Origin of the sequence: Anaeromyxobacter dehalogenans 2CP-C, from assembly GCF_000013385.1 — a bacterium.
Classification (GTDB): domain Bacteria; phylum Myxococcota; class Myxococcia; order Myxococcales; family Anaeromyxobacteraceae; genus Anaeromyxobacter; species Anaeromyxobacter dehalogenans_B.
Window position 1 is genome coordinate 47,455 of the sequence record NC_007760.1, and the last position, 21,895, is coordinate 69,349.

21 protein-coding genes are annotated in these 21,895 nt (G+C 75.3%); 12 read left to right on the forward strand and 9 right to left on the reverse strand.

Going from position 1 to position 21,895, the window contains the following annotated elements:
- Nucleotide 1 precedes the first annotated feature (1 nt).
- Genes ADEH_RS00205 through ADEH_RS00220 form a run of 4 tightly spaced genes read right to left on the reverse strand, consistent with a single transcriptional unit; the run spans nucleotide 2 to nucleotide 3,924 of the window.
- Nucleotides 2-445, reverse strand: coding sequence for an amino acid-binding protein (locus tag ADEH_RS00205; RefSeq protein WP_011419098.1), 444 nt, complete (start codon nucleotides 443-445; stop codon nucleotides 2-4).
- A gap of 19 nt (nucleotides 446-464) precedes the next feature.
- Nucleotides 465-1,790 carry a phenylacetate--CoA ligase family protein gene (locus ADEH_RS00210; protein WP_011419099.1) on the reverse strand — a complete coding sequence of 442 codons (1,326 nt, stop codon included), beginning with the start codon at nucleotides 1,788-1,790 and terminating at the stop codon, nucleotides 465-467.
- Between the two features lie 12 nt (nucleotides 1,791-1,802).
- The gene (locus ADEH_RS00215; protein ID WP_011419100.1) at nucleotides 1,803-2,291 is read right to left on the reverse strand and encodes an indolepyruvate oxidoreductase subunit beta; all 489 of its coding nucleotides are present in this window, start codon (nucleotides 2,289-2,291) and stop codon (nucleotides 1,803-1,805) included.
- On the reverse strand, nucleotides 2,284-3,924 hold the full coding sequence (locus tag ADEH_RS00220; protein ID WP_011419101.1) for a thiamine pyrophosphate-dependent enzyme: 1,641 nt from the start codon (nucleotides 3,922-3,924) through the stop codon (nucleotides 2,284-2,286). Before ADEH_RS00220 ends, ADEH_RS00215 begins: the two co-directional genes overlap by 8 nt.
- A 125-nt stretch (nucleotides 3,925-4,049) precedes the next feature.
- On the opposite strand from ADEH_RS00220, the gene ADEH_RS00225 reads away from it, so the two are divergent.
- Nucleotides 4,050-4,973 (forward strand): phosphate acyltransferase, encoded by a 924-nt coding sequence (locus ADEH_RS00225; protein WP_011419102.1) that lies wholly within the window; start codon nucleotides 4,050-4,052, stop codon nucleotides 4,971-4,973.
- Nucleotides 4,970-6,076 carry a butyrate kinase gene (gene buk / locus ADEH_RS00230; protein WP_011419103.1) on the forward strand — a complete coding sequence of 369 codons (1,107 nt, stop codon included), beginning with the start codon at nucleotides 4,970-4,972 and terminating at the stop codon, nucleotides 6,074-6,076. The genes ADEH_RS00225 and buk overlap by 4 nt, the downstream gene beginning before the upstream one ends.
- On the opposite strand, the gene ADEH_RS00235 is transcribed toward buk, so the two are convergent.
- The gene (locus ADEH_RS00235) at nucleotides 6,049-7,527 is read right to left on the reverse strand and encodes a PLP-dependent aminotransferase family protein (RefSeq protein WP_011419104.1); all 1,479 of its coding nucleotides are present in this window, start codon (nucleotides 7,525-7,527) and stop codon (nucleotides 6,049-6,051) included. The two genes, buk and ADEH_RS00235, sit on opposite strands and share 28 nt — an antisense overlap.
- A gap of 65 nt (nucleotides 7,528-7,592) precedes the next feature.
- On the opposite strand from ADEH_RS00235, the gene ADEH_RS00240 reads away from it, so the two are divergent.
- Nucleotides 7,593-8,660 carry a GNAT family N-acetyltransferase gene (locus ADEH_RS00240; RefSeq protein ID WP_011419105.1) on the forward strand — a complete coding sequence of 356 codons (1,068 nt, stop codon included), beginning with the start codon at nucleotides 7,593-7,595 and terminating at the stop codon, nucleotides 8,658-8,660.
- A 51-nt stretch (nucleotides 8,661-8,711) separates the two neighbouring features.
- Here ADEH_RS00240 and ADEH_RS00245 read toward each other — a convergent pair whose 3' ends face one another.
- The 3 genes from ADEH_RS00245 to ADEH_RS00255 form a co-directional block, all read right to left on the reverse strand.
- On the reverse strand, nucleotides 8,712-9,326 hold the full coding sequence (locus ADEH_RS00245; RefSeq protein ID WP_011419106.1) for a DedA family protein: 615 nt from the start codon (nucleotides 9,324-9,326) through the stop codon (nucleotides 8,712-8,714).
- 42 nt (nucleotides 9,327-9,368) lie between these two features.
- A complete protein-coding gene (locus tag ADEH_RS00250) occupies nucleotides 9,369-11,363 on the reverse strand; it encodes an Lnb N-terminal periplasmic domain-containing protein (protein ID WP_011419107.1) in 1,995 nt (664 codons plus the stop codon).
- Nucleotides 11,364-11,438: 75 nt separating this feature from the next.
- The gene (locus ADEH_RS00255) at nucleotides 11,439-11,936 is read right to left on the reverse strand and encodes a DUF3015 domain-containing protein (protein ID WP_011419108.1); all 498 of its coding nucleotides are present in this window, start codon (nucleotides 11,934-11,936) and stop codon (nucleotides 11,439-11,441) included.
- A 225-nt stretch (nucleotides 11,937-12,161) separates the two neighbouring features.
- Between ADEH_RS00255 and ADEH_RS00260 the strand changes: the two genes are divergently transcribed.
- The 6 genes from ADEH_RS00260 (at nucleotide 12,162) to ADEH_RS00285 (ending at nucleotide 18,020) form a co-directional block, all read left to right on the forward strand.
- A complete protein-coding gene (locus tag ADEH_RS00260) occupies nucleotides 12,162-12,965 on the forward strand; it encodes an electron transfer flavoprotein subunit beta/FixA family protein (RefSeq protein WP_011419109.1) in 804 nt (267 codons plus the stop codon).
- A 45-nt stretch (nucleotides 12,966-13,010) separates the two neighbouring features.
- A complete protein-coding gene (locus ADEH_RS00265) occupies nucleotides 13,011-13,976 on the forward strand; it encodes an electron transfer flavoprotein subunit alpha/FixB family protein (RefSeq protein ID WP_011419110.1) in 966 nt (321 codons plus the stop codon).
- 25 nt (nucleotides 13,977-14,001) lie between these two features.
- Nucleotides 14,002-15,006 carry an MBL fold metallo-hydrolase gene (locus ADEH_RS00270; RefSeq protein ID WP_011419111.1) on the forward strand — a complete coding sequence of 335 codons (1,005 nt, stop codon included), beginning with the start codon at nucleotides 14,002-14,004 and terminating at the stop codon, nucleotides 15,004-15,006.
- 54 nt (nucleotides 15,007-15,060) lie between these two features.
- Nucleotides 15,061-15,822 carry a TerC family protein gene (locus ADEH_RS00275; protein ID WP_011419112.1) on the forward strand — a complete coding sequence of 254 codons (762 nt, stop codon included), beginning with the start codon at nucleotides 15,061-15,063 and terminating at the stop codon, nucleotides 15,820-15,822.
- A 16-nt stretch (nucleotides 15,823-15,838) separates the two neighbouring features.
- Nucleotides 15,839-16,753 carry a DMT family transporter gene (locus ADEH_RS00280; RefSeq protein WP_011419113.1) on the forward strand — a complete coding sequence of 305 codons (915 nt, stop codon included), beginning with the start codon at nucleotides 15,839-15,841 and terminating at the stop codon, nucleotides 16,751-16,753.
- Between the two features lie 67 nt (nucleotides 16,754-16,820).
- Nucleotides 16,821-18,020, forward strand: a complete 1,200-nt coding sequence (locus ADEH_RS00285) for a murein transglycosylase A (protein ID WP_011419114.1) — start codon at nucleotides 16,821-16,823, stop codon at nucleotides 18,018-18,020.
- A gap of 55 nt (nucleotides 18,021-18,075) precedes the next feature.
- Here the strand turns inward: ADEH_RS00285 and uraA are convergent, their stop codons facing one another.
- Entirely contained in the window at nucleotides 18,076-19,374 is a 1,299-nt protein-coding gene (gene uraA, locus ADEH_RS00290; protein ID WP_011419115.1) for a uracil permease, read from the reverse strand.
- 252 nt (nucleotides 19,375-19,626) lie between these two features.
- On the opposite strand from uraA, the gene ADEH_RS23235 reads away from it, so the two are divergent.
- From ADEH_RS23235 to ADEH_RS00300, 3 genes are all read left to right on the forward strand, one after another.
- Nucleotides 19,627-19,770 (forward strand): hypothetical protein, encoded by a 144-nt coding sequence (locus ADEH_RS23235; protein WP_198133805.1) that lies wholly within the window; start codon nucleotides 19,627-19,629, stop codon nucleotides 19,768-19,770.
- 63 nt (nucleotides 19,771-19,833) lie between these two features.
- Complete coding sequence (locus ADEH_RS00295; protein WP_011419116.1) at nucleotides 19,834-20,826, forward strand: MBL fold metallo-hydrolase; 993 nt, start codon at nucleotides 19,834-19,836, stop codon at nucleotides 20,824-20,826.
- Between the two features lie 34 nt (nucleotides 20,827-20,860).
- A complete protein-coding gene (locus ADEH_RS00300) occupies nucleotides 20,861-21,880 on the forward strand; it encodes an RluA family pseudouridine synthase (RefSeq protein ID WP_011419117.1) in 1,020 nt (339 codons plus the stop codon).
- Nucleotides 21,881-21,895 lie beyond the last annotated feature (15 nt).

Genomic DNA, 21,895 nt, shown 5'->3' on the forward strand with positions numbered 1-21,895 from the left:
GCTAGGCCCCCGCGCGCGCGAACAGCTCGGCCGCGCCCACCAGGCGGACGCCGCGCGCCTGCAGGAGCGCGGCGGCCCGGTCCGGATCCGAGAGGCGGAAGACGAGCGTGGCGTGCTCGCCGCGGCTCCGCACCGAGTACGCGTACATGTACTCGATGCCCAGGCCGCAGGCCTCGAAGCCCTGCAGCACCTCGGCGAGGCCGCCCGGCCGGTCGGGGACGTCCACCGCCAGCACGTCGGTGACGTTCACCACCACGCCGGCCTGCTCGAGCACCTGCCTGGCGCGCGTGTGGTCCTTCACGATGAGGCGCAGGATCCCGAACTGCTGCGTGTCGGCGAGCGACAGGGTGAGGATGTCGATGCCCGCGTCGCCCAGCACCTGGCACGGGACCCGGAGCTGCCCGGGGCGGTTCTCGAGGAAGAGCGAGAGCTGACGGATCTTCATGCCGGCCTCCGGTGCGGGATCAGATGTTGCGACGGTCGATGACGCGCTTCGCCTTCCCCTCGCTGCGCTGCAGCGTGCGCGGGGCCACCAGCGTCACCTGCGCGCGGATGCCGAGCACCTGCTCGAGCGCGGTGGCGAGGTGCTCCTGCAGGCGCTGCAGGCCGCGGATCTCGTCGGAGAACACCTCCGGCGTGACCTCGACCTGCACCTCCATCTCGTCGAGGCCCTTCGCGCGGGTGAGGACGATCTGGTAGTGCGGCAGCGTCCCCTCGACCTGCAGCAGCGCGGTCTCCACCTGCGACGGGAACACGTTCACGCCGCGGATGATGAACATGTCGTCGGAGCGCCGGCCGATGCGGCGGATGCGCCGGAGCGTGCGGCCGCACGCGCAGGGCGTCGGGTCGAGGGCGGTGATGTCCCGGGTCCGGTAACGGATCATGGGCATCGCCTGCTTCGAGAGCGTGGTGAGCACGAGCTCGCCCTCCGCGCCGTCCGGCAGCACCGCGCCGGTCTCCGGGTCCACGATCTCCGGGTAGAAGTGGTCCTCGAACAGGTGGAGCCCGTCGCGGTGGACGCACTCGATGCCCACGCCCGGCCCGATGATCTCGGAGAGCCCGTAGATGTCGTGGGCGCGGATGCCGGCCTCGCGCTCGATGTGCGCGCGCATCGACTCCGACCAGGGCTCGGCCCCGAACACGCCCACCTTCAGCCGGCCGAAGCCGATCTTCGCGTCGCGGGCGCGCTCGATGAGGTGCACCATGTACGACGGCGTGCAGCAGATGGCGGTGACGCCGAAGTCCTGCAGCACCATGAGCTGGCGCTCGGTGTTGCCGCCGGAGATGGGGATCACCGTCGCGCCGAGCGCCTCGCCGCCGTAGTGCGCGCCGAGGCCGCCGGTGAACAGGCCGTAGCCGTAGGCGTTCTGGATGAGGTCGCCCTGGTGCAGCCCGCAGGCGGCGAACGCGCGGACCATCACGCTCGTCCACACCTCCAGGTCCGCCGCGGTGTAGGCCACCACGATGGGCTTGCCGGTGGTGCCGGACGACGCGTGCAGCCGGACGATCTCCTCCACCGGCGAGGCGAACAGGCCGAACGGGTAGGTGTCGCGCAGGTCGGCCTTCACCGTGAACGGCAGGCGCGCCAGGTCCTCGAGCGCGTGGAGCGCGTCGGGGAAGACGCCGCGGGCCTCCATGCGCTGGCGGAGGAGCGGGACCTTCTCGTAGGCGCGCGCCACCACGGCGCGGAGCCGGGCGAGCTGCAGCTGCTCGAGCTCGCGGCGGGGGAGGAAGTCGGGGGCGCTGGCCGGGTGGAAGGCGCTGCCGGCGTCGTTCCAGGAGGTGGTCACGGGGCCTCCCGGTCAGCGCGCGGCGGCGGCGGTCTCCCGGCCGAGCCGGAAGGCCGCGTCGTTCACGGCGTGGAGCCGCTCGGGCAGCGCGGCGTGGATGGCGGCGAGCCAGTGGGCCTCGTCGAGGTCGAGGTGGTGCGAGAGCAGGCCGAGCAGCGCCACGTTGAGGCTGCGGCGGTTCGGGAGCCGCGCCTCGTCCACCGCGTCCGGCGGGATGAGCAGGCCGCCGGGCCGGAGCAGGGGGCGGGTCACCTCCAGCTCGGACGGCGCCAGCACGAGCAGGAAGTCCGCCTCGCCGGCCGGGACCATGGGCGAGAGCACCTGCGCGCCGAAGCGGACGTCGGTGGTGACCGAGCCGCCGCGCTGGCTCATGCCGTGGACCTCGGCCTTCTTCACGTCGAGGCCGGCGCGGAAGGCGGTGTCGGCCAGGATCTCGGAGGCCTTGATGACGCCCTGGCCGCCCAGGCCGGCGACGACCACGTTCACGGTCCGGCTAGGCATCGGACACCTCCCCGGCGCCGGCGCAGCCCGCGCACGCCAGCGCGGCGCGCTTCTCGTCGGCCGCCTTCTCGTACCTGCGGATGTCGGCGGCGGCGAGGATGCAGGGCCGCCGCGCGATGATGACGGACAGCTTCGGCTCGGCGAGGCGCTCCTTCAGGAGCTCCTCCCAGCCGGCCGGATCGGCCACGGGGTCGATCACGTCCACGTTCGCGACGCCGAGCGCCCGGGCCAGCCCCTCGATCGACACCTTGCCGGTGGGCTCGTGGTCGAGCGTGCGGCCGGTGCCGGGGTGCTCCTGCTGGCCGGTCATGGCGGTGGTGCCGTTGTCGAGCACGACCAGCACGTGCCCGGTGGGCGGCGGGTTGTAGACCATCTCGACGAGGCCGTTCAGGCCGGTGTGGATGAACGTCGAGTCGCCGATGATCGAGACCACCCGGCGCGCGTCCGCCTCCGGCAGCACGTGGCGCAGGCCGAGGCCGACGCCGAGCGAGGCGCCCATGGCGACGCAGGTGTCGATGCCCTGGTACGGCGGCAGGACGCCCAGCGTGTAGCAGCCGATGTCGCCCGCCACGATGCAGTCGAGCTTGCGGAGCGTGGCGTAGACCGGGTGGTACGGGCAGGCCTCGCACAGCGCCGGCGGCCGGCCCTTCGGCAGCTCCGGCTCGGGCGACGGGTCGCGGGCCAGGATGCGGCGCACGCGCTGCACGTCCAGCTCGCCGAAGCGGTACGGCGCCTCCTTCGACTCCACCGCGATGCCCGCGGCGCGGATCGCGTCGGCGAAGACGGGGTCGCCCTCCTCCACCACCACGCAGCGATCGACGCTGGCCGCGAAGGCGCGGATCTTCTCGAGGGGGAGCGGGTAGACGGTCTTCAACTCGAGCCGGCTCGCCGAGGGCGCGGCCTCGGCCACGTGCCGCGCGGTCACGCCGGAGGTGATGACGCCGAGCGCGCGATCGCCCTTCACCCAGACGTTGAGCGGGGTCTCCTCGGCGAACGCCTGGAGCGCCTCCAGCTTCTTGCGGAGCCGGCGGTGCGCGGGGCGGGCGTACGCCGGGATCATCACGCGGCCGGGGATGTCGCGCACGAACGCCGGCGCGGGCGGGGCGGGCAGGTCGGCGCGGCGCGCGGCCAGCGTCTTCGAGTGGCAGACGCGCGTGGTCATGCGGAGGATCACCGGGATCGCGAAGCGCTCGGACAGCTCGAACGCGGCCACGGTGAGGTCGTACGCCTCCTGCGAGTCGGCGGGCTCGAGCATGGGCAGCCCGGCCGCGACGGCGTAGTGCCGGTTGTCCTGCTCGTTCTGCGAGGAGGCCATGCCCGGATCGTCGGCGCTCACCACCACCAGCCCGCCCTTCACGCCGGTGTACGCGGCGGTGAACAGCGGGTCGGCGGCCACGTTCAGCCCGACGTGCTTCATGGTCACGAGCGCGCGCGCGCCGCCGAACGCGGCCCCGAGGCCCACCTCGAGCGCCACCTTCTCGTTCGGCGCCCACTGGGCGCGGCCGCCGAGCGCGTCGAGCGCCTGGAGGATCTCGGTCGAGGGGGTGCCGGGATAGCCGGTGCCGAGCCGGACGCCCGCGTCGCGGGCCGCCGCCGCCACCGCCTCGTCGCCGGATAGAAGCCGCCGTTCCATCGTTCGGGTTCTCCTCTCGCGCGCCCGGATGACGGGGCGTGCAGGCCGCCCCCGGTCCGGGATACAACCCGGCCCGGCCGCGGTCGTCGCTGACGTGGACCCGGCATGATACCTGAACGGGGCTGATGATTCCCATCCCTACCCTGGCCCGGCTGACCGCGGAGGCCCGGACCGCCGGACCGCTCCGGCTGGTGGTGGCGGCCGCCGCGAGCGACTCCGCCCTGGCGGCCGCGGCGCTGGCCCGCCGCCAGCGGATCGCCGACGCGGTGCTGGTGGGCGGGCGCTCGGAGATCGCGGCGAGGCTGCGGGCGCTCGGCGAGGACCCGGCGCTCTTCGAGCTGCACGAGGCCGCGAACGACGAGGACGCGGCGCGCCGCGCGGTCGCCATGGTCCGGGGCGGCGAGGCGGCGGTCCTGATGAAGGGCCGGCTCCAGACCGCCGCGCTCCTCGAGGCCATCCTGGATCGCACGGACGGGCTCCGCGACGGGCGGCTCCTCTCGGACGTGCTGGTGGCCGATCACCCGCTCTCGGCCGCGCCGCGGCTGCTCGGGGTCACCGACGGCGGCGTGAACGTGGCGCCCGACCTCGGGCAGAAGCGGGCCATCGTGGAGAACGCCGCGGCGCTGTTCCGCGCGCTCGGCCACGACCGGCCGCGGGTGGCCTGCCTGTGCGCGGTCGAGACGGTGACCGACGCCATGCCGCACACCCGCGACGCGGCCGCGCTCGCGGCGATGAACGCGCGCGGGGAGCTGCCGGGCTGCGTGGTGGGGGGCCCGTTCGCGCTCGACAACGCGCTCTCGGCCGACGCGGCGCGGGCGAAGGGCATCGACCACCCGGTGGCGGGCCGGGCCGACCTCCTGCTCGTGCCGACCATCGAGGTCGGGAACGCGCTCGGGAAGGCGTTCACGTACCTCGCGCACCGGAGCGTGGCCCACGTGATCGTGGGCGCCCGCGCGCCGGTGCTCATCCCGTCGCGGGTCGAGCGCCCCGAGGACAAGCTCTGCTCGATCGCGCTCGGCGTCCTGGCCGCGGCGAGGGGCGCCCCGTGAGCGCCAGCGCGGGGCCGCACGGGCCGCTGGTGCTCGCGGTGAACCCGGGGGCCGGGTCCACCAAGCTCGGCCTGTTCCGCGGGGGCGGGCTGGTCCGCGAGGAGAAGGTGCTGCACCCCGAGGCGATGGCGCGGCCCGCGGCGCGGATCTGGGACGAGCTGCCCGGGCGCGTCGCCGCGGCGGAGGACTTCCTCGCTCGCGCCGGGGTGCGGGCGGGCGACCTCGCCGCGGTGGCCGGGCGCGGCGGGCTGCTCCCGCCGCTCGCCGCCGGCGCGTACCTCGTGGACGACGCGCTCGTCGCCGAGCTGGAGCGGGCCGCGCACGGGGAGCACGCCTCGAACCTGGGCGCGCCCATGGCGCGGGCGCTCGCCGCGCCGCACGGGTGCCCGGCGCTGGTCGTGGACCCGGTCTCGGTGGACGAGCTCGCGCCGGTGGCGCGCGTCACCGGCCTCGCCGGGGTGGAGCGCACCAGCTTCGCGCACGCGCTCAACCTGCGCGCGGTGGCGCGGCGCCACGCGGCCTCGGCCGGCCGGCCGCTCGAGGCGCTCGCGCTCGTGCTCGCGCACCTCGGCACCGGCATCTCGCTCTGCGCCCTGGCCGGCGGCCGGATGGTGGACGTGGTGAACCCGCGCGACGAGGGGCCGTTCTCCGGCGACCGGGCCGGCGGCGTGCCGGCCACCGCGCTCGTGGACCTGTGCTTCGCGCCGGGCGCCGACGCACGGACGGTGAAGCGGCGGCTGTTCGGCGACGGCGGGCTCTACGCGCACCTCGGCACGCGCGACGTCCGCGAGGCGCTGGCGCGGGCCGGGCGCGGGGACGCCCGGGCCGCGCTGCTCGTGGACGCGATGTGCTACCAGGCCGCGAAGGCCGTGGCGGCGATGGCCGTCGCGCTCGACGGCCGGGTGGACGCGATCGTGCTCACCGGCGGCCTCGCCCACCTCGCGCCGGTGGTCGAGGGCGTCCGGCGCCGGGTGGCGTGGATCGCGCCGGTGGAGGTCCACCCGGGCGAGGACGAGCTGCGGGCGCTCGCCGAGGGCGCGCTGCGCGTCCTCTCGGGCGAGGAGCCGGCGCGGCCCTACGCGCCGCTCGCGCCCGATCGCTGACCCCGGCGCGGCAGCGCCCCGGCCAGCCGGCGCACCGCCTCCGCCAGCTCGCGCGCGTCGAGGCGCCCGAAGCCGAGCCGCAGGAACGGGCGCGCCCGGCGGTCGTGCGCGAACAGCCGCCCCGGCTGCACCGCCACCCCGGCGCGGAGCGCCCGCGCCGCCCAGGCGCCGGGGTCGATGCCGGGCGCGACGCGGCACCAGAGCGCCATGCCGCCCGCCGGCGTCCGGAAGGAGAGCGCGCCGCCGAGGCGCGCCCCGAGCTCGGCCGCGAGCGCCTCGCGCCGGCCCGCGTAGACGCGGCGGGTCCGCCAGGCGTGCCGCTGCGCCTCGCCCTCCTCGAACAGCTCGGCCACGGCGGCCTCCACCGCGAGGTCGCCCTGCCGATCGAGGAAGCGGCGGTGCGCGGTGAGCCGCTCGATCGCGTCCGGCGGGCCGGCCAGCCAGCCGAGGCGCAGGCCCGGGGCGAGGACCTTGGAGAGCGTGCCCACGTAGACCACCACCCCGGCGCCGTCGGCGCTGGCGAGCGGCGGCACCGGCCGGCCCTCGTAGTGGAACTCGGCGTCGTAGTCGTCCTCGAGCACGAGCAGCCGCGCGCGGCGGGCGAGGTCGAGCAGCGCGAGCCGCCGGGCGGGCGCGAGCGTGACGGTGGTCGGGTACTGGTGGTGCGGGGTGAGGTAGACCGCGCGGATCGCGCCGGCCGCCGCGAGCGCCTCGAGCCGCTCCACCTCGAGCCCGCGCGCGTCCACCGGCACCGGCACGGTGCGCAGGCCGGCCAGGCGCAGCGACTCCCACGCCGGCCGGTAGCCGAGCGCCTCGACCGCGACGCCGTCGCCGGGGGAGAGCAGCGCCCGCCCGGCCAGGGAGAGCGCCATCTGCGCGCCGCGGGTGACGAGGATCCCGTCCGCGTCCACGGCCAGGCCGCGCGCCTCGCCCAGCATGCGCGCGAGCGCGGCCCGCAGGCGCGGGTGGCCGGCGGCGTCGCCGTAGGCGAGGTGCTCGCGCCGGCGCAGCGCCCGGCGGTAGGCGCTCCCGAGCGCGGCCACCGGCACGAGCCGCGGATCGGGGGTGCCGCCGAGGAGCTCGAGCGTGCCGGGCGGCAGCGCCTCCCAGGTGGCGTCGGACGGGGCGGGGGGCAGATCGAAGCCGGCGCGCGCGGCCGGGCCGGGCGCGCCCGCGGCGCCGCGGGGCACCGGCGGGAGGTCGCGCGAGACGAGCGTGGCGCGGGCCGGATCGGACGCGATCCAGCCCTCCGCGGCCAGCTCGCCGTAGGCGGCGAGCACGGTGTTGCGGTGGACGCCGAGCGTCCGCGCCAGCGCGCGGCTGGAGGGGAGCGGCGCGCCGGGGCGGAGCGCGCCGGCGCGGATCCGCGCGGCGAGCGCGCGGGCGATCTGCACCGAGAGCGGGGCCGGGTCGGCGCGGTCGAGCGCGAGCGGGGTCTGCCAGGTCCGCACTGGTCCACCGAATTACTCGAAACTGGACCTTCTCGCCAGACCAGCCCCGGCGCAGGCTGCCGCGCATGAGACGCGAGCTCTTCCGGGCCGGCCGCGCGGAGGCCCTGGCGCTGCTGCGGCGGGCGCCCACCGTGCACCTCGCCACCACCACCCCCGAGGGCGCGCCGGTGCTGCGCGCGCTCGACGCCGCCGTGCTCGACGACGGGGTCTGGTTCCACGGCGCGCGCGCCGGCGAGAAGGCGCGCTGCCTGGGCCGCCCGGCGGTGGTCGCCGCGGAGGAGCTGGTGGCGCACCTGCCCAGCTGGATGGCGGACCCGGTGCGCGCCTGCCCGGCCACCACGCTCTACCGGAGCGTGCAGGCGCACGGGACGCTGGAGGAGCTGACCGACCCGGCCCGGAAGGCCGAGGTGCTCTCGGCGCTGATGGCGCGCTGGCAGCCGGAGGGGCGCTACCGGCCCATCCGCGCCGACGATCCGCTCTACGCGGGCGAGCTGCGCGGGATCCTGGTGCTGGGCGTCCGCCTGGGCGAGGCGCTCGACGGCAAGTGGAAGCTGCTCCAGAACCGCTCGCCCGAGCAGCTCGGCGCGGCGCTCGAGGGGCTGTGGGCGCGCGGCGCGCCCGGCGACGTCGCCGCCGTCGAGGCGGTCCGGGCCGCGAACCCGGCCGCGCCGGAGCCGGCGTTCCTCGCGGCGGGGATCCCCGGGGTCCGGCTGCACGTCGCGCTGGGCGAGGGGGACGCGCCGGCGGTCGAGGCGCTCCTCGCCGGGGAGTACTGGTGGGAGGGCGAGCCCGCCGCGCTGGCCGGCCCCTCGCACCTCGCCTCCACCGCCTGGGTGGGCGCCCGCGACGCGGACGGCGGGCTCGTCGCCTCGGCGCGCGCCATGGCCGATCCGCGCCACGCCTGGATCTACGACGTGGTGGTGGCGCCGGCCTGGCGCGGGCGCGGCCTCGGCAAGCGGCTCCTGGCGCTGCTCCTCGACCACCCCGCGCTCCGCCGCACCCGCTTCGTGCGCCTCGTCACCCGCGACGCGCAGGGCCTCTACGCCTGCTTCGGCTTCGTGGACGCGGCGGGGCAGCGGCGCTTCGGGACCTCCACCGAGATGGTGCTCGTGCGCGACGGGCGCGGGGCGTGAGTCCGCTCGGGGTTCGGCGGGCTCACCCCGAGCGGACCCCCTGAGACGCCCTCACCCTGGGCCCGTCGAAGGGTCGCCCCGAGCCTGGACGCGGCGCCGCCGCCGGACCCACGCGGCCACCGCGACGGCCAGCAGCACCGCGCCGAGCACCGCCAGCTCCACCCGGCGCACGCCGCGCTCGGCCGTGCCGAGGTGGTGCGCGAACAGGTAGCCCACCGAGACCACCAGCGGCACCGAGACGAGCGCGGAGAGCCCGTCGGCGAGGACGAACGTCCGCAGGCGCACCCCGTGCGTCGCGGCGAGCGCGAACGCGGCCAGCCGCAGGCCGGAGGTGTGCCGCGCCACCGCCACCGAGAGGAACGCGTGGCGCGCGAGGTGGCCCTCCAGCCGGCCGCGCCGCTCGGGCGTGAGCACCCGGGCCACCATGCGCGTGCGCAGCACGCGGTCCCCGTGCCGGCGCGCCACGAGGAAGAACGCGAGGTCGCCGAGCACGATCCCGAGCCAGCACGCCGCGATCACGAGCGGGAGGCGCAGGTAGCCCTGGTGCGCGAGCGCCCCGGCGGCGAGCTGGGTGGCCTCCTCGGGGATCGGGACGCCCAGCCCCGCGCCGGCCAGCAGGGCCAGCACGGCGAGGTAGCCGAAGCGGGAGAGGAGCGCCTGGAGCACTGGGGCAATGTACGCGCCCCGCCGCGCGGCGGCCCGGGGCGGCTAGAAGTAGCCGAGCACCAGCGCGGCGGCCTCGGTGGCGAGCGGCTGCCGGCGGGCCTCGAACGCCAGCGAGAGGTCGCGCGCGAGGTGCAGCCGGAGCGCGCCGCCCCACGACCAGGTGGTGCGGGGCGCGGCCTCGGGCAGCCAGCGCCAGCGCGCGTCGGCGAGCAGGACCGCGCGCGATCCGAGGCGGAGCCGCGCCAGCGCCGAGGGGCCGATCCCCGGGCGCCAGCCAGTGCCGCCCGCGCCGGAGAGCCGGGGCGAGGCGCGCAGCTCGAGGTCGCCGGTGGCGGCGAGGTCGAGGCCGCCCGGCAGCGCCGCCGCCAGCCCGCCGCCGAAGTCGCCCGCGAACGCGACGCACCGGTCGCAGCCGCGGTCGCGCACGGTGGTGGCGCCGAAGCTCGCCTTCCAGGACGGCCGCGCGTCGAAGCGCGTCACCGGGCTGAGCGAGACGATGCGCACGAGCGCCACGTCGTCGAGGTCCACCCGCCGCTCGCGCGGCGTCCAGCGCAGGCGCGTGGGGAGGAACTCGATCTGCGCGGTGGGCGGGTAGCCGTCGGCGGGATCGCCGAGGTCGTGGAGCGCCAGGCGCGCGTCGAGGAGCACCGTCCCGCCCTGGCCGTCGGCGGCGCCGCCGCCCACCCCGAGGCGCAGCGAGCCGTGGCCGCGCTCGGGGCGGCGCGCCTCCGGGACGGGGAGCGCGAGCGGCGCGCTCGCCACCCCCAGCGCGGCCCGCCGCTCGAGCAGCGCCTGCCGGTCCTGCGCCGCCTTCGGCTCGAGGCCGCGGATGAGCTCGCGCGCGTGGCGGAGGTCGAGCAGGTCCACCGCCGCGTCGAGCACCTTCGCCTGCCCGTCCGGCGGGGTCCCCGCGGCGAGCGGCGCGGCCGGGTCGCCGGCGAGCGCCTCCACCTCGCGCAGCTCGGCGCCGGAGAGCCCGCGGGCCCGCGCCTCGAACTGCGTGCGGATGGAGGGGCGGTAGTGGACGCGCCGCACCAGGCCCGGGTTGCGGAACAGCGCCACCACGGTGTCGGAGGGCAGCACCACCGCGCGGCCCACGTGCGAGAGGAGGTCGAGCCGCGGCGCGGCGGCCTCGAGCGCGCCGAGCACGTGGTAGCTGCAGTTCTCGTCGAGGTACCAGTAGTCGAACCAGGTGCCGCCCAGCTCCCAGACGTGCGCGCCGAGCAGCGCCACCTCGCCCTGCGTGAGCTCGAGGTCGTACTCCCACAGATCCCGGGACTCGTAGTCCCCGTACTCGCGGACCTTGTAGTAGTACGGGTAGTACTTGAACTCGCCCTTGAAGAAGCCGAGCAGCCCCTTCGCCGCGTAGAGCACCGCGTTCCCGGTGTCCACGGTGGCGGCGTAGTCCACCCCGTAGTCGAGCAGCTCGAAGTGCTTGCCGCCGATCGCCTCCGGCGCCTTGTCGAGCCGGAGCAGGGTGTGGCCGAACGCCGAGGCGGGGTTGTTGAGGTAGTAGGACGAGAACACCACCGTCACGCCCTGCGGCCGGATCTTCCCGTAGAAGTCCTCGAAGCGCGGGCAGCGGCGCGGCGGCAGGCGGGCGAGGTCGAAGCCGAGCCGCCCGCCCAGGAACGCGAAGCGCGCCGGGAAGCGGCACTGCGCGTCGTCGAGCTCGTCCGCCTTCGGGCCGGCGTCGAGGAAGCCGGCCAGCGTCGCCTCCAGCTCGGCGGCCGGATCGGTCTTCCCGTCGCGGGCCCGGAAGAACTTGGCGCCGTCGGCCTCGCTCTTCCAGCCGCCCAGCGGGCGGCGGCGCCAGTGCCCCAGCTTCAGCCACCCCGGATCCTCCGCCAGCCGGAGCGCGCGGGCCCTCGCGACCAGCTCGGCGAGGTAGGCGGGGTCCGGCGCGGCGTTCGCGGCCGGGCTCAGGGAGCCCGGCGCCGCGGTGGCGATCGCGGCCGCGGGCGCCGGGCCGGGATCCGCGGACGGCGGGGCGGGCGGGGACGCGAGCGCGAGGGCGAGGGCGAGCGGGGCGAGCATGCGGGGCGACGAGGGTAAACGAAAGGGGAGCCCTCTCGCGAGGGCTCCCCTCTCACGAAGCGGAATGCGGCGGGGCTAGCTGCGGCCGCAGCCGAGGGCCGCGTCGCCGTGCAGCGTGTCGAGGATCGCCTTGGTCACGTCCTCGTTCGAGGCGCTCTCGCTCGGGAAGATCGCCTTGAAGTTCTTCTGCAGCGCGGCGCCGACCGCGTGCGAGTTCTCGCAGGCGTTGATCACGGTGAGCGCGCCGATGGCCTCGCCCTCGCCGCGGGAGATGTCCTTGGCGAGCGCCTCGCGGTTCGCGTCCACGAAGTTCTTGGTGCCGGCGGTGAACACGCCGCTGCCGCAGTTCGAGGTGCCGGTGGTGATGCCGAAGGTCTGGTTGCCGAAGGTGCCGTTGGTGGTGGCGGCCAGGATCTGGACCGCGCCCGGGGTGTTGCCGAACGCCATGGAGCCGAGGCCGCAGCCGGCGGTGCCGTAGCGGCCGGTGCCCTTGATGGCGGAGGCGGTCTGATCAGCGGCGGCGGCCGGCACGGCGAGCAGCGCGGCGACGAGCGCGAGCGTGATGCGGTTCATGTGTCTCCCTTTCGTTCTCGGGGGTTCACGAACCCCCAGTGAAGTCCCCCCACGCATGCTTTCCGTGGAGATCGTTCCCGTATACCGCTGTCTCTCACGCCTGCGAACTTCGCAGACGACCCTTCTCGGGGCCCTGCCGGACGGGACAGGATTTCGGTTGCGGCACCGTGGCGCACTGCGCAATATGGTCGAGCCCCAGGCTTGATTCCGGAATCAGGAGCGATCATGGCCCTCAAGATCGTGGTGACCGCGAAGCGCGTCGAGGACCCGGAGTCGAAGATCCGCGTGAAGCCGGACGGCTCCGGGATCGTGACCGACGGCGTCAACTACAAGATCAACCCGTTCGACGAGATCGCCGTCGAGGAGGCGCTCCGGCTGAAGGAGCGCCACGGCGGCGAGGTGGTGGTCGCGTCCATCGGTGGGGAAAGGTCGCAGACGGAGATCCGCGCCGCGCTCGCCATGGGCGCCGACCGCGGGATCCTCGTCCGCCACGACGGCCCGCTCGATCCGGTGGTGGTGTCGGCGCTGCTCGCCAAGGTGGTCGAGCAGGAGAAGCCCGACCTCGTCATCCTCGGCAAGCAGTCCATCGACGACGACCAGAACCAGGCCGGCCAGTACCTGGCCGAGCGGCTCGGCTGGCCGCAGGGCACGTTCGCCTCGAAGACCGAGAGCCTGGAGAGCGAGGCCGAGCAGAAGAAGGAGCCGGGCCTCGTGCTCTCCGCCGACGGCAAGGCGCTCACCGTCGTCCGCGAGGTGGACGGCGGGGTGGAGACGCTGGAGCTGGGCCTGCCGGCGGTGGTGACCACCGACCTGCGCCTCAACAAGCCGCGCTTCGCCTCGCTGCCCGGCATCATGAAGGCCAAGAAGAAGCCGCTCCAGGAGCTCGCCGCCGCGTCGCTGGGGGTGGACCTCGCGCCGCAGGTGGTGGTGAAGCGCCTCTCCGAGCCGCCCGCCCGCAAGGGCGGCGTGAAGGTGGCCGACGTCGAGGAGCTCTGGAAGAAGCTGCACGACGAGGCGAAGGTCCTCTAGCCCCCCGTCCGCGCCCGGCGCGGCGATCGAACTCCGGAGGCGACAATGTCGAACGTCCTCATCGTGGCCGAGCAGGGCGGCGGCCAGATCCGCAAGGCGACGCTCCACGCGATCTCGGCCGGCCGCGCCGTCGCCGCCCGCACCGGCGGCGCGCTGCACGTGGCGCTGCTCGGCAACGGCGTGCGCCCCCTCGCCGACGCGCTCGCCGCTCACGGCGCCGAGGTGCACGTGGCCGACGCGCCCGCGCTCGAGCACCCGCTCGCCGACGCCTGGGCGCCGGTGATCGCGGAGATCGCGAAGGCCTGCGGGGCGGCGTACGTGGGCGCGGCCGCCACCGCCCAGGGCAAGGACCTCCTCCCCCGCGTCGCGGCCCGGCTCGGCGCCGGGATGGCGACGGAGGTGCTCGGCTTCGGCGGCGAGGGCGCGGCCGTCACCTTCCGCCGGCCCATGTGGGCGGGCAACGTGCTCGCCGAGGTGGAGATCGCGACGCCGGTGAAGGTGTTCACCGTCCGTGCGACGGAGTTCCCGGCGGCCGCCGGGGAGGGCGCCGGCAAGGGCGCGGTGCACGAGGTGGCGGCGGCGGTGCCGGCCGGCCTGCGCACCCGGCACGTGGGCTTCCGCGAGGTGAAGAGCGAGCGGCCCGAGCTGACCGAGGCGCGCGTGGTGGTGTCGGGCGGCCGCGGCACGAAGGGCGACTTCAAGCCGGTCGAGGCGCTCGCCGACGCGCTCGGCGCGGCGGTGGGCGCGAGCCGCGCCGCGGTGGACGCGGGCTGGGTGCCGAACGACTGGCAGGTGGGGCAGACCGGCAAGGTGGTGGCGCCGGACCTGTACGTGGCGGCGGGCATCTCCGGCGCCATCCAGCACCTCGCCGGCATGAAGGGCTCGAAGGTGATCGTGGCGGTGAACAAGGACCCGGACGCGCCGGTGTTCCAGGTCGCCGACTACGGCCTGGTGGCGGACCTGTTCCAGGCGCTCCCGGCGCTCACCGAGAAGGTGAAGGCGTCGAAGTGACCGTGCGCGGGACGGCGGTGCGGGCGTGACCGAGGCGGATCTCGAAGGGCTCGGCGTCCACCGCATCGCCATCCCGGTGCCGTTCCCGCAGGCGGGCGGGCCGGTCAACGCCTACCTGGTCGAGGACGCCGGCGGCGGCCTGCTCATGTTCGACGCCGGCCTGGGCACGCCCGAGGCGCAGGCGGCGCTCGAGGCCGGGTTCGCGCGGCTGGGCCGCCGCTTCGACGAGGTCACCCGCATCGTGGTCTCGCACGGCCACGTGGACCACTACGGCGCCGCGCGCTTCGTGCAGGAGCGGCACGGCGCCCCGGACCTCCCGGTGTTCGGCCACCCGGCCGACGCGCCCAAGATGTCGGAGCAGGGGCCGCGCTGGCGGGAGCTGGCGCCGCGGCTCGCCGCGTACCTGGCGCGCCAGGGCGTGCCGCCCGAGGTCGTCGAGCTGCTCGCGAAGCAGGGCGAGGGCGGCTTCCGCTACGCGCGGCGGCTCCCCGAGGTGCGGCCCATCGCCGAGGGGGAGGTGCTGCGCACGCGCCACCTCGCGCTCGAGGTGGTGCACATGCCGGGGCACACGCCCGGGCTCCTGTGCCTGTACGAGCGGGAGAAGCGCCTGTTCTTCTCCGACGACCACCTGCTCGAGAAGGTCTCGCCGAACCCGCTCGTCGAGCTCGGGCCGGACGGCCAGGACGGCTTCTTCCACCCGCTGCTCGCCTACCTCGACAGCCTCCGCCGCCTGCGGGCCCTGGAGGTGGACCTGGTCCTCCCCGGCCACGGCCCGCCGTTCTCGGGCCACCGCGAGATCATCGACGCGCTCGTCGGCTTCTACGCGAAGCGGCAGGCGCGGATGCTCGAGCTGCTCCGGGCCGGGCCGCGCACCGCGCACGAGATCGCCCGCGCGCTCTGGCCCCACGCCCGCCCCGCCGACGCGTTCCTCACCCTCTCCGAGACGGTGGCGAACCTGGAGGTGATGGAGTCGCGCGGCGAGGTGCGGCGCGATCGCGCGGCCGAGCCCTGGCGCTACCTCGCCGCCTGACGGGGGCCGCGCCGCCGCTCGACAAGCGCGGCGCCATCGGGCATTCAAGGCGCCATGCTCGAGCTGCTCGGCCAGGCCGACACGTGGATCTCGCTGGTGACGCTCTCCGCCATGGAGATCGTCCTCGGCATCGACAACGTGGTGTTCCTCACCATCCTCGCCGGGCGGCTGCCGCAGGAGCAGCAGGGGAAGGCGCGCAAGCTGGGCCTCTCCTTCGCGCTCCTCACCCGGCTCGGGCTGCTGTTCGCCATCAGCTGGGTGATGGGGCTGACCCGGCCGCTGTTCGAGGTGCTGGGCCGGGAGGTCTCCGGGCGCGACCTCATCCTGCTGGGCGGCGGCCTGTTCCTCATCGCGAAGGCCACCCACGAGATCCACGACAAGCTCGAGGTCGAGCACGCCGAGGAGCGCAAGGCCGGCGGCGGGGCCGCGTTCTGGGCGGTCATCGTGCAGATCGCGCTGCTCGACATCGTGTTCTCGCTCGACTCGGTCATCACCGCGGTGGGGATGGCGAAGCACCTGCCGGTGATGGTCGCCGCCATGATCCTCGCGGTGGGCGTGATGCTCGTCTTCGCCGACGCCATCGGCGGGTTCGTGGAGCGCCACCCCACCATCAAGATGCTGGCGCTCTCCTTCCTCATCCTCATCGGCGTGATGCTGGTGGCCGAGGGGCTCGGGAAGCACATCGAGAAGGGCTACGTGTACTTCGCGATGGCGTTCTCGCTCGGCGTCGAGCTCCTCAACATGCGCGTGCGCAAGGCGCGCCAGGCGCCGGTCCACCTGCACGGGCGGTTCGAGGAGGAGCGGGCCGGGCGCTAGCGCCGCCCGCCGCGCCGTGGCCGACCTCGCCCTGCTCGTCCTCACGCTGCTGTGGGGGACCACCTTCGCGCTGGTGAAGGAGGCGCTCGAGATCGCCTCGCCGGGCGTGTTCCTGACCGCCCGCTTCGGCCTGGCCGCGGTGGCGCTGCTCGCCGCCTGGGCGCTCCGGCCGCGCGCGCCGCTCGGCGACGGGTTCTGGCGCCACGGGATCCTGCTCGGCCTGACCATGCTGGTCGGGTTCGTGCTGCAGACGGTGGCGCTCCGGCACACCACGCCCGCGCGCTCCGGGTTCATCACCGGCCTGAACGTGCTGGTGGTGCCGGTGGTGGCCCGCTGGTTCCTGGGACGCCGGGTGCGCCCCGCCTTCTGGGTGGGCGTCGCGTTCGCGCTGGCCGGGCTGGTGATGCTCACCCGGCCGTTCACGCCGGGCGCGGTCACGGAGGAGGTCCGCTTCGGCGACCTGCTCACGCTGTTCTGCGCCGTCGCCTACGGGCTCCAGGTGACGTTCACCTCCGAGTGGGCGCCGCGCCACCCGCTCGCGCCGTTCGTGGCGGTGCAGGTGCTGGTCACGCTGGCGGGGGCGCTCGTGCTCGCGCCGCTGGAGGGGCCGCGCTTCGATCCGGCCGGGGCCGGCCACTTCGCGCTGGTGGTTGCGTTCACCGGCCTCGTCATGACCGCGCTCGCGTTCTTCGTCATGAACTGGGGCCAGCGCCACACCACCGCCGTGCGGGCCGCGCTCATCTTCTCGCTCGAGCCCGCCGCCGCGGCGGTGTTCAGCTGGCTCTACTACGGCGAGCCGCTCGGGCCGCTCGACTGGGCCGGCGGCGCGCTCATGGTGCTCGGCGTGGTGGCCGGCGAGGTGGGCGGGGTGCTGGAGGCCCGCGCCCCTCGGCGGGCCCGGGGCGAGCGCGCCTCGACCGGCCCGGGCTGAGCGCCTCGTCGGGCTCCGGGCTCCGGGCTGCGCCCGCGCCGGCGGGACCTCTGCTACGTTCGGCCCGATGCGACGCACGCTCCTCCCGCACGCGCCCGTCGCGGCGCTCGCCCTGGTGCTCGCCTCGGCGCTCACCGCCTGCCGCCACGCGCCCCCGCCCGCGCCGGCCCGCACCGCCGACGAGGCGCTGCGCGAGGTGCCGCCGTCCGAGCTCCCGGCGTTCGCCGACGACCTCGACTACGCCGGCCTCGAGGACGCCATCGGCCGCAGCGAGACCTGGCTGGCGCGGCTCGCCGCCTCGGATCCGGGCCGGACGTTCGCGTACGGGAGGGAGCGCGTGCCGCTCGAGCGCGTGCGCGCGACGCTGGCGCGCTTCCGCGCCATCGTGGCGGCGCGGCCGCCGCCCGCGGCGCTGCGCGAGACGCTCCGCCGCGAGTTCCGCGCCTTCCGCTCGACCGGCGACGGGCGCGGGACGGTGCTGTTCACCGGCTACTACCTGCCGGAGCTGCGCGGCGCGCTCGCCCGCGGCGGCCCGTACCAGGTGCCGCTCCACCGCGCGCCGGACGACCTCGTGGTGGTGCGCGCGCGCGACTTCCCGCAGGTCGCGGAGGACGTGATCGGCCGCGTGGAGCAGGGCCGGCTCGTCCCGTACCCGACGCGCGCCGACATCGCGCGGGGCGCGCTCGACGGCAAGGGCGCGGAGCTCTGCTTCGTGGACTCGGCGCTGGACGCGTTCTTCCTCGAGATCCAGGGGAGCGGGGTGGTGCGCCTCCCCGACGGCACCGCGCGCGTGGTCACCTACGCCGGCAAGAACGGCCAGCGCTACGCCGCGGTGGGCGCGGAGCTGGTCCGGCGCGGCGCGCTCCGGCGCGAGGAGGTGTCGATGCAGTCGATCCGCGCCTGGCTGCTCGCGCACCCGGAGGAGCAGGCGGCGGTGCTCGCCACGAACCCGTCCTACGTCTTCTTCCGGTTCGCCGACGACGCGATCGGCGCGCTGGGCGTCCCGGTCACCCCGGATCGCACCATCGCCGCCGACGCGAAGGTCTTCCCGAAGGGCGGCCTGGCGTTCCTCGAGACCGAGCGCCCGGTGGACGCGAGCTCGGCCGTCATGCGCCCGTTCTCGCGCTTCGTGCTCGACCAGGACGCGGGCGGCGCGATCCGCACCTCGGGGCGCGTGGACCTGTACCTGGGCAGCGGCCCCTACGCCGCGAACGCCGCCGGCCGCATGAAGCAGCCGGGGCGGCTCTGGTACCTGCTGCTCAGGTAGCGGGTCCCCGCCCGCGGCTCGACGGGCTCACCGCGAGCGGGGATGCGGCTCGCGGCTAGACGTCGGGCGCCTCGGAGACGGCCCCGTTCGCGGCGGTGCCCTCCATGCCGCGCGGCAGCACCAGGTTGAGCAGGATGCCGACGTAGGTGGCGAGCGGCATGGCGTCGATCTTCACCGAGCCGAAGTGCATCTCGGCGCCGCCGACGCCGATGACCAGCACCACCGAGGCGATGATCAGGTTCCGCTTCTGCGAGAAGTCGATGCCCGCCTCGACCAGCATGCGGATGCCGGCGGAGGCGATGATCCCGAACAGCAGGATGCAGATGCCGCCCATCACCTGCGTCGGGATCGAGCGGATGAGCGCGCCCACCGGCGGGAGGAACGACATGAGGACCGCGAGCACCGCCGCGCCGCCGATCACCCACACCGAGAAGACGCGGGTGATGGCCATGACGCCGATGTTCTCGCCGTAGGTGGTGTTGGGCGGGCCGCCCAGCGCGCCGGAGATCACCGTCGCGACGCCGTCGCCGGCGAGCGAGCGGTGCAGGCCCGGGTCCTTCACGAAGTCCCGGCCCACCACGTTGTTCGTGACGATGAGGTGGCCGATGTGCTCGGTGATGACCACGAGCGAGATGGGCGCGAGCGTGATGATGGCCGCCCAGGTGAACTTCGGGAGCACGAACGGCGGCACCGCCAGCGGCCTCGCCGCGGCGACGCCGGAGAGGTCCACCTGGCCCGCGAGCAGCGCGACCACGTAGCCGCCCACGATCCCGATGAGCACCGGGATGACGCCCAGGAAGCCCTTCAGGAACACCGCCGCCAGGATGGCGATGGCGAGCGAGGCGAGCGCGACCGCGAAGAACTCCGGCCGGTAGGTCGGGCCGCCGCCGTTCATGGCCATGTTGACCACCGCCACGCGCGCGAGGCCGAGGCCGATGACCATCACCACCGAGCCGATCACCACCGGCGGGAGCAGCCGGTCGATCCAGCCGGTGCCGAACTTGCCGATGAGCGCCGCCACCACCAGGTAGCAGACGCCCACCGCCACGCAGCCGCCCATGGCCACCGCCACCCGCTCCGCGGGCGCGGCCTGGCCCGGCGCCACCCCGAGGATGGCGGAGAGCGCGGCGATGAACGCGAAGGAGGAGCCGAGGTAGGCCGGGATCTTCCCCTTGGTGATGAAGATGTAGACGAGCGTGCCGACACCGCTGGTGAACAGGGTCACCGAGGTGTCGAGCCCGACCAGGAACGGCACCAGCACGGTGGCGCCGAACATGGCGAACAGGTGCTGCAGCGACAGGGGAATGCTCTGGAGCAGCGGCAGCCGCTCCCCGACGTCCACGGTCCTCTTCATGGTCCCTCCTCGAGATGCGCGACGCGACGCGCCCGCTCGCCCGGGCGCTGGCCGCGACGCGGCCGGGGTGCCGGAGGCTGGGGCGGCGCATCATGCCCTCCCGCCCTGACACCCGCCAGAGGGGTGCGGGGCGGCGCTCGGCCGCGGTCGGAGCCCCCCACCGCGGGGGGACCTCCGGGCGAACCCACCCTGGCGCGGACCGGTTCCCCTGGCGGCGAGAGGATCCCTAGGGTCCTCGAAGGAGGTGTTCGCATGGCGGACGAGAAGAAGAAGGGCGGGTTCCATTCGCTCGAGAAACGCATCCACCAGATCGAGGAGGAAGACCGGACGAAGGCGCCGCAGGAGTCGAAGCCGGAGGAGAAGAAGGCGCCGGCGAAGGAGCCGCCGAAGAAGTAGCGGCGGGGCCCGCGGGCCCTGCCTCGCGCCTTTGTCGGGCGCCCGTTGTAGAACGGGCGCCCGATGAGGCGCCCGCCGATCGAGCTCCACCGGGGCGAGCTGAGGATCACCGGCTCGTCCCTCCACCTCGACGCCACCCGGCGGGTCGAGTGCGCGTTCGTGTCGCACGCGCACGGCGATCACATCGGGCGCCACGACCGGACCATCGCCACGGCCCCGACGCTGGCGCTCATGCGCCACCGCCTGGGCGAGGGGAAGCGCCGGCGGACCGAGCACCTGCCCGCGTCCTACCGCGCGCCGTTCGGCCTGGGCGAGCTGACGCTGGAGCTGTTCCCCGCCGGCCACGTGCTCGGCTCGGCCCAGGTGCGGGTGACGCGCAACGGCGTCTCGCTGGGCTACTCGGGCGACCTCTGCACCGAGCCGACCCACGCCGCCGAGCGCGCCGAGGTGATGGGCTGCGACGTGCTCGTGATCGAGTCCACCTTCGGCCACCCGCGCTACGTGTTCCCGCCCAAGGACGAGACGCTCGCGGCGGTGCGCCGCTTCGTGGACGACGCGCTCGCCGACGGCGTCACGCCGGTGCTGCTCGGCTACGCGCTCGGCAAGGCGCAGGAGATCCTGAAGTACCTCTCCGACCTCGGCTACGCCTGCCGCGCCCACCCGGTGGTCCAGGCGGTGAACAAGGTCTACGAGGCGCACGGGGTGGCGCTGCCCAACGTGCGGCCGCTCGGGCCGGAGGGCGCCGGGATCGACGAGGTGGTGGTGTGCCCGCCGCACCTCGCCCGCAGCCCGGCCATGCGCGGCCTCCGCAGGCGCCGCACCGCCATCCTCACCGGCTGGGCCATCGACGGCGGCCGCTTCTTCCGCGGGGTGGACGCGGCGTTCCCGCTGTCCGACCACGCCGACTTCCCCTCGCTGGTGCGCTACGCCAGGGCCACCGGCGCCGGCCGCGTGTTCACGGTCCACGGCCACGAGGACGCGCTCGCCGCCGCGCTCCGCAAGGAGGGGATCCGCGCCGAGCCCCTGCGCGAGCACATGCAGCTCGAGCTGATTTGAGGTGTCGCGGGCCCGGGTGAGGTAGATCTCCCCCGTGATCCAGCTCACCGTCTCGGCCGACGCGGCCGGCCAGCGCCTCGACAAGCTCGTGCGCAAGGCGCTGCGCGACGTCCCGCTCAGCCACGTCTACAAGATGTTCCGCACGCGCAAGGTGCGGGTGAACGGCGCGCGCGGCAAGGCCGACCAGGTCGTCGCCGAGGGCGACGTGGTGGTGATCCGCGGCGACGAGGAGCGGCTGCTCGCGAAGGCGGCGCCGGCCGCGCCGGGCGGCGCGCCGCGGGTGACGTTCGGCGTGCTGCACGAGGACGCCGACCTGCTCGCGGTGGACAAGCCGGCCGGCCTGGCCGCGCACCCCGGCACCGGGATCGAGGGCGCGACGCTGGTGGAGATGGCGCGCGGCTACCTGAAGACGCCGGACGACCTCCCGCCCACCGAGTTCAAGCCGTCGCCGGCGCACCGGCTCGACCGCGACACCTCGGGCGTGGTGCTGGTCGCGAAGCACCGGAAGGCGATGGTGCGGCTCGGCGAGACCTTCACCACCGGCGAAGGCGTCCACAAGACCTACCTCGCGCTCGTGAAGGGGAAGATGCCGCGCGAGGCGGGCACCATCGACCTGCCGCTCTCCGAGCACGAGCAGACGTCGAAGTCGAAGGCCATGCGCGGCGTGAACTTCCAGGAGGCGCTGACGCGCTGGAAGGTGGTCTCGGCCGCGAAGGAGATCTCGCTCCTCGCGGTCACCATCGAGACCGGCCGCACGCACCAGATCCGCCGCCACCTCGAGGCGGTGGGCCACCCGGTGGCGGGCGACCGGCGCTACGGCGACTTCGCCTTCAACCGCACCGCGCGCACGCGCTGGGGGCTGCGCCGCATGGGCCTGCACGCGTGGCGGCTGGAGGTCCCACATCCGCTCACCGGCGCGCCGCTCCGGCTCGAGGCGCCGTTCCCGGCGGAGCTCGCGGAGGTGCTCTCCCGCGCGAACCTGAAGCTCCCCGCGTCGCCCACCGGCGCACACGCGCCCGGCGCGCGCCGCGAGGGACCGCACCGCGAGCGTTGAACTCCGGGGCGGGGC